The following is an 11,968-nucleotide window of genomic DNA, read 5'->3' as shown; positions in this document are numbered from 1 at the left end:
AGTACGACAAGGAGGGGGACTCCGATGCATTCCATTTATGTCGATGCCGAGTTCAGCGACGACGAACGTAGGCAGAAGTTGTACGACGGCGACCTGTTCGTCTACTCACCGCGCCCGTCGACGCTGGCGCTGATCGAGTTCGCCGCTGAGATGGCCCGCGAGGCCTTCCACCCGCTGGATCCGGAGACGGCGCAGTTCGACATGGCCGTCGAGGACTACGCGGCGCTGCTGGCCGAGCTGAAGCCGCGGTTCATCCACCACCCGGAGTCGAAGCGGCTGATCCAGGAGATGCTGGTCGACTTCGGCTGCGACCCCGAGCAGGTGTACTTCGACGTGCCGCGGATGCGCAGCTCGACGTCGGACGACTACCTGACCACCGGGATCGCGTTCGCGTTCCACCCGCACCGTGACACCTGGTACTCCGCGCCGTTCACCCAGCTCAACTGGTGGCTGCCGATCTTCCCGATCAGCGACGACAACGGGCTGGCGTTCCACCCGCGGTACTGGCAGACACCGGTGAAGAACAGCTCCCGGGTCTACAACTATGCGGAGTGGAACGCGACCAGCCGGAAGATCGCCGCGACCCAGATCGGCACCGACACCCGGGTCCAGCCGGTGCCGGAGGAAGAGGTCGAGCTGGTGCCGCAGATCCGTCCGATCTGCAAGCCTGGCGGGATCATCCTGTTCTCCGGGGAGCAGCTGCACTCCAGCGTGCCGAACACCTCGGGCCGGACCCGGTTCAGCATCGACCTGCGCACCGTGCACCTGGGCGACGCCGTCGACGGGCGGTCCGCGCCGAACGTCGACTCCGAGTGCACCGGTACGACGATGGGCGACTACCTGCGGGTCAGCGACCTCGAGCACATCCCGGCGGAGGTCGTCGCCACCTACGACACACCGAGTCACGCAACCGTCTGACCAGTTGTAAAGTCGTCCGGCCGGCGTCATCGCGACGTCGGCCGGACGACCTGTTTTTCTTGATCATTTCGTGACCTGTCAACCAGTTCTTGGCTCACAATGCAAGTTCTCCACAAGGAAGGCGGCCTGGTGGTCGCCGAGGCCGATGGTGCGTAGTAATCTTCGGTGACTCGTCGCCGACGCGCGGGTGAATTCTGGGGACGGCCAGCTGCGGGAAGCCCTGGGCACGGAGCGTGTCCGAGTGGCCGCAACGTGAGACCGAAGGACTGGTGTGAGCGGAGCTGAGGCGCCCGGCCGACTGGACGGGCACGGATCGCTCTGGGTCGTGCCGCACGAGGTCCCGGCGATCGTCCCGCTGCCGTCGCGCTCGACCGAGCCGCGCTGGGTGGGTGTGTACCGGTGGGCCGCCGTCGGCGGTGACCTGATGGCCGCGATGCTCGGCGTCTCGATCGCCCTGCTGACCCGGTTCGGATACCACGTCGGCTCCAGCTATCTCGTGGTCAGCAGCCTGCTGCCGTTGGCGTGGGTCGGCGTGGTCGCGCTGTCGAAGGGCTACGACCCGCGGTACTTCGGTGCCGGGCCGGACGAGTTCCGGTCGCTGCTCCGGTCCGGTGTCGGACTGACGGCCGCGGTCGCCATGACGTCGTACGTGACCAAGACCGAGATCGCCCGCGGCTTCGTGGTGCTGGCGATTCCGGTGATGGTCGTGTCCGCTCTGCTGCTGCGGTACGCGTTGCGGAAGGACCTGCACCGGCACCGGGTCAGAGGTCGCTGCATGCACAGGGTTCTCGTGGTCGGGCGCAGCGGTCCGGCCGCGACTCTTTGTGAGCACTTGGAGAGCCGTCCGACCGATGGGTTCCGCGTGGTCGCGACCTGCCGTCCGCGCGTCGAAGGACACGGGAATGGGCCGCTGCAGGTCGACGAGCTGGCCGAGCCGGACATCCTGGCCGCCGCCGATCGGCACGCGGTCGACGTGGTCGCGATCGCGACCGATCCGGAGCTGGCCGGTCACTTGCTGCGGCGGTTGTCCTGGGCCCTGGAGCAGCGCGGCATCGAGTTGATCGTCTCGCCCGGCATCATCGAGGTGGCCGGTCCGCGGATCTCGGTCCGTCCGGTCGCCGGTCTGTCCCTGCTGCACCTGGAGCGGCCGTCCGTCAGCGGCGGGCCGCACCTGATGAAGGCGGTCTTCGACCGGGTCGTCGCGCTCGGCTTCATCGCCGTACTGTCGCCGCTGCTGGTCGGTCTGGCGCTCGCGGTGAAGGTGTCCAGCCCGGGACCGGTGCTGTTCCGGCAGCAGCGGGTCGGCCGCGCGGGCGTCGAGTTCACCATGCTGAAGTTCCGCAGCATGTACTCCGACGCCGAGCAGCGGCTCGGCGACCTGTTCGCGTTGAGCGACGGCAACGGCGTGATCTTCAAGATGCGGGACGACCCGCGGATGACGCCGCTCGGCCGATGGATCCGGCGGTTCTCGCTCGACGAGCTCCCGCAGGTGTTCAACGTGCTGCGCGGCGACATGTCGCTGGTCGGCCCGCGGCCGCCGCTGGCCGAGGAGGTCGCGCTGTACGCCGCCGACGACTCGCGGCGGATGCTGGTCAAGCCCGGGATGACCGGCCTGTGGCAGGTCAGCGGCCGCAGCGATCTGTCCTGGGACGAGTCGGTCCGGCTCGACCTGCGGTACGTCGACAACTGGTCGATGACCCTGGATCTGCTGATCCTCTGGAAAACGGTGCGCGCGGTGATCTACGGCGCAGGGGCGTACTGACATGGATTCGGTATATGTAGCAGGCCACCGCGGCCTCGTCGGTTCCGCGATCTGGCGACGGCTCGAGGCTGCCGGCCACACGAACCTGATCGGCGCGTCGTCCGCAGAGCTGGACCTGCGGGACCGTGACGCCACCTTCGCGTTTCTGCACGAGCACCGGCCGGCCGTGGTCATCGATGCGGCAGCTCGGGTCGGGGGCATCCTGGCGAACCGGGATCACCCGACCGAGTTCCTCAGCGACAACCTGCGGATCCAGGTGAACCTGATGGATGCGGCGCTCGACGTACGGACGCCGCGGTTGTTGTTCCTCGGGTCGTCGTGCATCTATCCGAAGTACGCCGACCAGCCGATCCGTGAGTCGAGCCTGCTGACCGGGGAGCTGGAGCCGACCAACGATGCTTATGCGATCGCCAAGATCGCGGGCATCATGCAGGTGCAGGCGGTGCGGCGGCAGTACGGGCTGCGGTGGATCTCGGCGATGCCGACGAACCTCTACGGGCCGCACGACAACTTCGATCCGTTGAGCTCGCATGTGTTGCCGGCGTTGATCCGCCGCTTTGACGAGGCTGAGGCTGCTGGCGCACCCGAGGTTGTGTTGTGGGGGAGCGGTACGCCGCGACGGGAGTTCCTGCACGTGGACGACCTGGCCGACGCGTGCCTGCATCTGCTCGATCACTACGACGCGCCGGAGCCGATCAACGTCGGTGTCGGTGCGGACGTGACGATCCGGGAGCTGGCCGAGCTGGTCGCCCGCGTGGTCGGGTACACCGGTGCCTTGAGCAACGATTTGTCCAAGCCGGACGGCACTCCGCGCAAGCTGCTCGACGTGAGCAAGCTGCTGGCGCTGGGCTGGAAGCCGTCCATCGATCTCGAAGACGGTGTGGCCGCCACCTACCGCTGGTATGTGGAGAACCACTCATGAAAAAGGCCTTCGTCACCGGAATCACCGGGCAGGACGGTTCGTACCTGGCTGAGCTGTTGCTTGCCAAGGGCTACGAAGTCCACGGCCTGATCCGGCGGGCGTCGACGTTCAACACGCGCCGGATCGACCACCTGTACGAGGATCCGCACGCGAAGGACAAGCGGCTGTTCCTGCACTACGGGGATCTGACCGACGGGTCGCGACTGGTCACGCTGCTGGCGTCGATCCAGCCGGCCGAGGTGTACCACCTGGCCGCGCAGTCGCATGTGCGGGTCAGTTTCGACGAGCCGGAGTACACCGGCGACACGACCGGGATGGGTACGACGCGGTTGCTCGAGGCGATCCGGATGATCGGGCTGGACTGCCGGTTCTACCAGGCGTCCTCGTCGGAGATGTTCGGCGCGACCCCGCCGCCGCAGAACGAGGTCAGTCCGTTCTACCCACGTTCGCCGTACGGCGCTGCGAAGCTCTACAGCTACTGGATGACCCGGAACTACCGCGAGGCCTACGACATGTTCGCGGTGAACGGGATCCTGTTCAACCACGAGTCGCCGCGGCGTGGTGAGACGTTCGTGACCCGGAAGATCACTCGGGCGGTCGCCGCGATCAAGCTCGGTCGCCAGGATCGCTTGTATCTGGGCAACCTGGACGCCTGCCGGGACTGGGGATACGCCCCGGAGTACGTCGAGGGCATGTGGCGGATGCTGCAGCACGACACCCCCGCGGACTACGTGATCGCGACCGGTACGTCGTACTCGGTCAAGGATTTCGTTTCGCGCGCCTTCGACCATGTGGGGCTGGACTGGGAGGAGTATGTCGACTACGACGCGCGGTACGTCCGCCCGACCGAAGTCGACTCGTTGATCGGGGATGCGTCCAAAGCCATGACCGAGCTGGGCTGGAAGGCCCAGGTGCACGTGCCGGAGCTGGTTCAGATCATGGTCGACGCGGATCTCGCCGCGCTGACCCCGGAGGACTGACTGATGACCGATATGCAGACCGCGGCGACTGGCACCACCACGGCCGACCGGGTCGATGTCCTGGGCATCCATGTCAGCGTCACCAATCCGGACCACACCGTCGCGACGTTCGCGCGGTGGATCGATCACCACGCCCGCGAGCTGGTCTGCGTCACGGACATGAACGCCCTGCTGCACGCGCGCGCCGACGAGCGGCTCACCGAGGTCTACAACACCGCCGGTCTAACGGTGCCGGACGGCATGCCGCTGGTCTGGGCCGGCCACAAGGCCGGGTTCGAGCAGATGGACCGGGTCGCCGGGCCGGATCTGCTCGAGCGGGTGATGGCAGAGGCGGCCGAGCGCGGCTGGACGCAGTACTTCTACGGCGGCGCCGAGGGGGTCGCCGAGGAGCTGCGGGACGTTTTCCAGGAGCGTCATCCGGCCTTGAAGGTCGTCGGTAGCGAATGCCCGCCGTACCGGCCGCTGACCGACGCCGAGGACGCGGCCGTGGTCGCGCGGATGAACGAGGCGCGGCCGGACATCATCTGGGTCGGGCTCGGCGCGCCGAAGCAGGAGCGCTGGATGGCCGACCATCGCGACCGGCTCAACGCGTCGATCCTGATCGGTGTCGGGGCGGCGTTCGACTTCCACACCGGCCGGCTGGACCGCGCACCGCTGTGGATGCAGCGCGCCGGGCTGGAGTGGAGCTACCGGCTGTACAAGGAGCCTCGCCGGCTCTGGAAGCGTTATGTGCTGGGCATCCCGCGTTTCCTCCTGGGCGTCCTCCGTCATCCGCCACGTCCGCTCTAGAGTGAGCCGGTGAAGTTCCGGCGGCCGAAGCTGCGTCGGCTGGCCGGGCCGGCCGGTCGCGCCAGTTGGGGTCTGGCCGATCAGGCGCTGTCGAGTCTCAGCAACCTCGCGGTCGGTGTCGTCGTCGCGCGGTCGAGCACTGTGGCGGACTTCGGCGTCTACGCGCTCGCGTTCGGCGGCTACACGATCGCGCTGAACGTGTCCCGCGCGATCTCGACCGAGCCGCTAGCCGTCCGGTACTCCGGTGAACGGACGCCCGAGTGGCAGCGTGCGGTCCGGGCGAGTACGGCGACCGCGTTGTTCGCGGGCTTCCTGGCGTTGCTTGTGGGATTGGCGATCGCGGCGTTTCCCGGAGTCCCGTCTCGGGGTGTGCTGATCGCCTTCGCGGTGACGATGCCTGGCCTTTTGCTGCAGGACGCGTGGCGCTGGGCGTTCTTCGTCGTCGGCGAAGGGCATCGGGCGTTCGTCAACGACTTGATCTGGCTGCTGGCGATGCTCGCGATCTTCGGCGGCCTCTACCTGACGGGTACGACGTCCGCGTTCACGCTGACCTTCGGCTGGGGAATGGGCGCGGTGATCGCTGCGATCGCCGGTCGCTTCCAGGCCGGGGTGGCGCCGCGCCGGCAGCTGATTCGTGAATGGGTCAAGCGGAACTGGGACCTGAGTCCCAAGTACGTCGGCGAGATGCTCGCGGTCTCCGGCACTATCCAGGTCTACATGCTCGGCATCACCGCGGCCGCCGGTCTGGTCGCCACGGCAGGTATCCGCGGCGCCCAGGTCCTGCTCGGCCCGGTGAACGTACTGAACCAGGGCATCCGGATGATCTCCGTACCGGAGGCCGCTCGCGCTTTGCGGCATTCGTACCGCCGGCTGTGGCTCGTCGGCCTGGCCATCTCGTTCGGCGTCGGAGCCGGCGCACTGGCCTGGGGCGCCATCTTCCTGCTCCTACCAGCGGTCGTCGGCCGCGAGCTCCTCGGCCCGGGCGTCTGGACCCAGGCTCACGCCGTACTCATCCCGGTCATCCTGCTGCAGGCACTCGGCGCCTCGAACGCGGGCGCCTTCGCGATCATGCGCGCCCTCACCGCCGCCACCCGCGGCCTCCGCGTCCGCCTGATCTCCTCGGTCATCCTGACCACCTGCGGCGTAGGCGGCGCCTACCTCTGGGGCCCCAAGGGCGCGGCGTGGGGCCTGGCCGGCGCCTCGTTCACCACCCTCCTCCTCTGGTGGAACGAAGCAAACCAAGCCATAAAATCCCACCGCCGCACCCACTAACCACCCACCCACCGCGCCCGGCCACGTCCGTCCCGCGTCCGTTTCAGGGGTCAACCCCCAAAAGGGTCGGTTGACACCTTGCATTCAGGTGGCCAAACCGACCAGCTCGGGGGTTGACCCCTGAAACGGACGACTCGCGCGGCAGCCGACCGAGGCGCGACGGGGCGCGGCGGGGGAGAGGCGGGGGCGCGGCGCTGTGTGTCACGGGCGGCACAGCAGTGCGGTAAGGCGGCGTGGTCGGCCGTACGGCGCCGAGCCGGGTCAAGCCGTACGGCGGGCTCGGGCGAACGCGGCCCGGATACCGCCGGCGGTGTGGGCCGGGCGGTCCAGATCCGGCCACATCGTGCGCACGACCTCGAGCCCGATGGCGCGCAGCCGGTCCTCGCGGATCTTCTCCTGGACGAGTACGTCGCTCGAAGCGCCGGCGTACTTCAGCTTGCCGTCGAACTCGACGACCGTGTTGTAGTCGGAGAAGTCGAAATCGACTCGGGCGATGATCCCGTCCCGATCGCGATAGACGACCTGGAGTTCCGGAACAGGCAACCCCTGATTGTGCATCAGCACCCGCATCCGAGATTCTCCGACGGATTCCGAGCGGCCGTCGGCGAAGCCGAGCGCGGCGCGGGCGGTCGCGCTCCCCGGCCAGAACTCGGTGAGGCGAAGCAGCCGGCGCAGGTCATCTTCGTCGACCCCATCGCGCAGGGCTGCATCAAGGAAGATCACGGCAGCCTCGAACGACGTCGTACAGGCGGATTCGACAATTGTCCTGGGCAGAGCAGTCGACGCCAGACCTCCGATGGTGGTGAGGTCGTCGGACGTCAGGACACCACGGTGGTAGCGCACATCCGCAACGGGTCCGCTGTGCCTGCGCTCGTCCAGGCGACTGAGGTGCACTTCCGACAGGTCGACGCCCCACAACGGCAGTCCGTGCAGGAGAAGCGACGACTGGTGGCTGACGGCAACGGATCCTGGTCGCATCGCGTTCATCACGGCGTACACCAGGCGCCGATACCGAGCCAACTCGAGCTCCCACGGTGCCAGGCGGCTCAGGTCGACCGCTTCGGCGTACTGCCCGTGACGAATCCGCAGCCAGCGTCCACTTCGGACCCGGTCCCGGATCCCGCGCGGCGTGTAACCGCACGTGAGCGCCTGCGCCCGGCTGAACACGCCACCTTGGCTATCGGCGACCACGGCGAGCATCGGATTCATCCCGCAAGGATCGGCCACCGAAGCCGTCCGCCGCATCCCCGAACCCGAGACCTGTGGACAACTCGTCCCACCCCACCCACGAACGTTTCAGGGGTCAACCCCGCAGATTGTCGGTTGCGCGGCTGAATTCTGCCTCCGCAACCGACCATCCGCGGGGTTGACCCCTGAAACGTGCAAAGCCTGCGGCGCCCTGCGAGCTAGGGGATCTTCACCGTTGCGGTGGCGCCCTTCATGATGTTTCGGCCGTCGTGGACCTCGATGTGGTACGAGTACGTCGAGCCGCGCTTGAGGCCGCGGTCGACTACCTGGTAGCTCTTGCGTGCCTGCCAGAAGTACGACGTGTACTTGGTCGAGCCGACGCTCAGCGAGCCCCGGAACACGTTGTACGTCAGCGAAAGGTTGTCCAGGTCGTACGTGTCCGAGTAGGTCACGTACACCCGACCGGACGTCGTCGCGGACAGCGTCGGTGCCTTCGGTACGCCGGGAGCCGCGCCGCCCGGCGCGTTCGTGAAGCGGGTGATCCCGACCTGCGGCTTGCCGTTCACGTTCAGGAAGTCGCCGCCGACCCACAGGTCGGTGTCGGTGCCGGCCATCGCCAGCGGACCGACCTTGGTGGTGCTCTTCAGGTTCGCGTCGGTGTTCGGGTACCAAGGCCCGAGGTTGCCGTCGATCGCGCTCTCGACCAGCAGGTAGTGCGTACCGCTCCCGTTGGCGAAGCCGTTCGGCGTCGACGTGCAGTCGTGCGCGTGCGAACCCTTGTAGACCCAGTTGCCGATCGCCTTGATCGCCTCGGTCGCGCCCAGGCACTTGTTCTGCCACAGCAGCTTGCCGGTCGATACCTGCGCGGCCAGTACGCCGTCGTAGCAGCCGCCGCCGTCACCGCCGTTGGAGACGAACACCTTGTCGCCGAGCGTGTCGATGTCCTTCACCCGGGTGGTGCAGGTGGCTGTCGGCTTCGGGATCGCTGCCGCGGCTGGGAAGGCGAACGCCGCGCCCGTGGTGTTGTTCAGCATCGCCAGCGAGTAGTGGTCCTTGCCGTTGATCGTGCTGAACGGACCACCGACGAACACCCGGGTGCCGTTGTCGGCCACGTCCACGGCGTACACGTCGTTGTTGGCGTTCGGGTTCCACGGCAGGATGTCGCCCTGGAGCAGCCGGACCGCGCCGAGCCGGTTGCGGGTCACGCCGTCGATCGAGCGGAACGCGCCGCCGATGAACACGCTGTTGCCGTAGATCGCCAGCGCCTTGACGCGGGCGGTGAAGACCGGGTCCCAGGCCTGCACGATCTTGCCGGTGGCCACGCTGAACATGGCGATCTTGGCGCGCCGCAATCCGTTCACCACGGTGAAGTCACCGCCGATCACCACCCACTTGCCGTCCGGGCTGACCGCGATGCTGTAGACGGGACCGTTCACGGTCGGCGCCCACGAGGTCGGTGCGCCGGTGCTGCGGTTGAACGCCGCGACGTACGTACGGACCGTCTCCGGCGCCTGGCCCGACAACTTCCCCGGCTGCCGGAGCCTGGTGAACAGACCACCGGCGAACACGGTGTTCCCGGCGATCGCGATCGCGTTGACGCTGTTGTTGGTCTGCCACGAGGTCTGCTTGATCGCGGATACCGCGGAGGCGAAACCCGGAGTCGCCGCCTGCACCGGCGGTCCGGAGGGTATCAGCGCCGCGGCCAGAACAGCCGCTGCGGTGACAAGGGCCAGCACTAACTTCTTCATTTATGTCCTTCGACAGGCGGGGGCCGTACAGCGCGTGCCTCATCACGCACCAGCGGCGGACATTACCGCTGTGGGAGGCCCACCGGAAGCGGGCCTCCCAACCGCGTTATGAGTTTGTGCCAAACCTTGCAGAAACCAGTCTTTTCACTTTGCTGCGTAGTGACTTTGGACCTGCAAGGGGGTGAGCGCGTACGGGTAGACGGCCGCCTCGTCGATGCCCATTCCGGTCTGGGTCGCTCCGCCGCCGGGCCACGAGTTGGTCAGGTCATAGCCGACCCGCCACCAGCCGTAGTACGTCGACGCTGCGCCGACCAGAGCACTCCCGGTGAGTACGCCGTCGACGTACTCCTTCATCATCCCGTTGTCGTAGGTGCCGACCACGTGGTGCCACAGGCCGTCGTTCTTGCCGGACGGGCTGGTCAGCGTTTGCTGGGCGCCGTCGTTCACACCGAAGACGATCGAGCCATTGGTCCGCATGTACAGCATCCGGTCGCCGCCGCTGCCGCTGTTCCCGGTCTTCGAGTTGCCGAAGCCGATGATCCGGCCGCCGCGACCGACGCCGCTCTGCTTCACCCAGGCCTCGACCGTGAACTGCTGCGGCATGCTGTACGCCTTCTCGCCGACCATCCGGCCGGTGGTCGTACTGGTCGTCATCGACGTGTTGCCGGCGATCGCACCAGCGCCGCCCAGCGTCACCCCGGTGAACGTGCCGTTGTTGCTCTGCCCGGAGGAGTCAACCGAGGTCGTCGTACCGACGGCTTCACCCAGCCGCCAGTAGGCCTGCGGTCCGTCGGCGTTGATCAGCTGGTCGTACGCCGTCGATGCCGTCGAGGCGACCGTGATCGGGTCCGAGTAGTTGCCGCGGATCGTCGTACTGCCGTCGGTGACCTCGACCCGGTAGTTGGTGACTTCACCCGGGGGCGAGGACGTGTCGGTGTAGGAGAGCCACGGCTTGTCCCACGGCTTGGACGTGGCCGTCCAGGTCGCGATCGTGGTGTTGGTGAAGCCCTTCAGCAGCCGGTAGGTCAGCGTGCTGTCGTCGTTGTCGACCACGGTCGGGAAGTGGATCTGCACGACGCCCGGCTGGACGCTGTACGGCAGCAGCTTGGCCGGCTTGGCCGGAGCCGCCCCCGGGGCCGCGTTGGTGAAGTGGGTCAGGCCCTGCTGGGCGACATCGTTGACGTGCAGGAAGTCGCCGCCGACCCACAGGTCGTTGCCGCCGGTCGCGAAGGCCAGCGGGCCGACGTTCGTCGCGCTGTTCGGGTCGGCGTCGGTGTTCGGGAACCACGGGCCGAGCGACCCGTCGGTCAGCTTCTCGCTCAGCAGGAAGCGGTAGTCGAAGCCCTGCGGGAAGCCGCCGGCGCCCTGGTTGGCGCAGTCGTGGGCGTGCGAGCCCTTGTACAGCCAGCCGTTGACGACCTTGACCGCCTCGGTCGCGCCGAGGCACTGGTTCTTCCACTTCAGCGTGTTGGTCGCGATGTCGACCGCCCAGGTGCCGTCGAAGCAGCCGCCGCCGTCACCGCCGTTCCCGAAGTACACGGTGCCGCCGCTGGCGTCGATCGACTTCACCCGGGTCGTGCAGGACCCGTTCGGCGGCGGTACGGCGGACGCTCCGGGGAACGGCAGTACGGCGCCGGTCACCGGGTCGAGGCTGGTCGCGGTGTTCTGGTTGGTGCCGTTGACGGTGCTGAACTGGCCACCGGCGTACACCTTCGAGGCGTCATCGGCCGCGTCGACGGCGTACACGTCGCCGTTCACGGACGGAGCCCACGGCAGCAGCGTGCCGGTGTCGGTGGTCACCGCGGCGAGCCGGTTGCGGGTGAGATTGTTCACCAGGCCGAAGGAGCCGCCGAAGTAGACCGTCGTCCCGGAGACCGCGATCGTCTTGACCCGGAAGGACACGGACGGCTTCCAGTTCGCGACCAGGGCACCGGTGGCGGTGTCGAAGGCGGCGATCCGGTTCCGGGTCTGGCCGTTGACGGTGGTGAAGTCACCGCCGACGAAGATCCGCGAGCCATCCGCGGAGGCGGCCACCGCGTAGACCTGGCCGTTCAACACCGGGTTGAACGCGGTGACCAGCGCGCCGGTGCTCGCGTCGAACGCGGCCAGATACGCCTGGCCGACCTCACCGGTCCCGGCCGCGGCGCCCGGCGGACGGACGCTGGTGAAGCGGCCTCCGGCGTACGCCTTCCCGGCGGCGACCGCGATGCCCTGGACGCTGGCATTGGTCTGCCAACTAGAGCTGTTGGTCGCTGCGAGCGAGGCCTCGGTACCCTGCGCCGCCGGCGCGAGCGTCACGACCAAAGCGCCCGCGAGCAGAGTGCCCACGATCCCCAGCCGCGTGAACAGTCGTCTCTTCGTCATGCGTAGATGTCCCCCCTTGGACATG

Annotated in this window: 9 protein-coding genes; 6 read left to right on the top strand and 3 right to left on the bottom strand. The window is 67.8% G+C overall.

Going from position 1 to position 11,968, the window contains the following annotated elements:
* Positions 1 to 24: 24 nt before the first annotated feature.
* The 6 genes from EV650_RS11585 (at position 25) to EV650_RS11560 (ending at position 6,643) form a co-directional block, all read left to right on the top strand.
* Complete coding sequence (locus EV650_RS11585; protein WP_134118123.1) at positions 25 to 918, top strand: phytanoyl-CoA dioxygenase family protein; 894 nt, start codon at positions 25 to 27, stop codon at positions 916 to 918.
* A gap of 271 nt (positions 919 to 1,189) precedes the next feature.
* Complete coding sequence (locus EV650_RS11580) at positions 1,190 to 2,680, top strand: sugar transferase (RefSeq protein ID WP_134118121.1); 1,491 nt, start codon at positions 1,190 to 1,192, stop codon at positions 2,678 to 2,680.
* A 1-nt stretch (position 2,681) separates the two neighbouring features.
* Positions 2,682 to 3,602 (top strand): GDP-L-fucose synthase family protein, encoded by a 921-nt coding sequence (locus EV650_RS11575; RefSeq protein ID WP_134118119.1) that lies wholly within the window; start codon positions 2,682 to 2,684, stop codon positions 3,600 to 3,602.
* Entirely contained in the window at positions 3,599 to 4,582 is a 984-nt protein-coding gene (gene gmd, locus EV650_RS11570) for a GDP-mannose 4,6-dehydratase (RefSeq protein ID WP_134118117.1), read from the top strand. Before EV650_RS11575 ends, gmd begins: the two co-directional genes overlap by 4 nt.
* A 3-nt stretch (positions 4,583 to 4,585) precedes the next feature.
* Complete coding sequence (locus tag EV650_RS11565) at positions 4,586 to 5,371, top strand: WecB/TagA/CpsF family glycosyltransferase (RefSeq protein WP_238174158.1); 786 nt, start codon at positions 4,586 to 4,588, stop codon at positions 5,369 to 5,371.
* A gap of 9 nt (positions 5,372 to 5,380) precedes the next feature.
* Positions 5,381 to 6,643, top strand: a complete 1,263-nt coding sequence (locus EV650_RS11560; protein WP_238174157.1) for an MATE family efflux transporter — start codon at positions 5,381 to 5,383, stop codon at positions 6,641 to 6,643.
* Between the two features lie 261 nt (positions 6,644 to 6,904).
* On the opposite strand, the gene EV650_RS11555 is transcribed toward EV650_RS11560, so the two are convergent.
* From EV650_RS11555 to EV650_RS11545, 3 genes are all read right to left on the bottom strand, one after another.
* Positions 6,905 to 7,852: a type IV toxin-antitoxin system AbiEi family antitoxin domain-containing protein gene (locus tag EV650_RS11555; protein WP_166678085.1), complete on the bottom strand. Its 948-nt coding sequence runs from the start codon at positions 7,850 to 7,852 to the stop codon at positions 6,905 to 6,907.
* A gap of 197 nt (positions 7,853 to 8,049) precedes the next feature.
* Entirely contained in the window at positions 8,050 to 9,579 is a 1,530-nt protein-coding gene (locus EV650_RS11550) for a WD40 repeat domain-containing protein (protein ID WP_134118113.1), read from the bottom strand.
* 144 nt (positions 9,580 to 9,723) lie between these two features.
* Positions 9,724 to 11,943 carry a LamG domain-containing protein gene (locus EV650_RS11545; RefSeq protein WP_134118111.1) on the bottom strand — a complete coding sequence of 740 codons (2,220 nt, stop codon included), beginning with the start codon at positions 11,941 to 11,943 and terminating at the stop codon, positions 9,724 to 9,726.
* Positions 11,944 to 11,968: the final 25 nt, after the last annotated feature.

The organism is Kribbella kalugense, from assembly GCF_004365875.1.
Lineage (GTDB): Bacteria > Actinomycetota > Actinomycetes > Propionibacteriales > Kribbellaceae > Kribbella > Kribbella kalugense.
The sequence above is the reverse complement of the archived record's forward strand: the minus strand, read 5'-3'. Positions and strand labels throughout refer to the sequence as shown.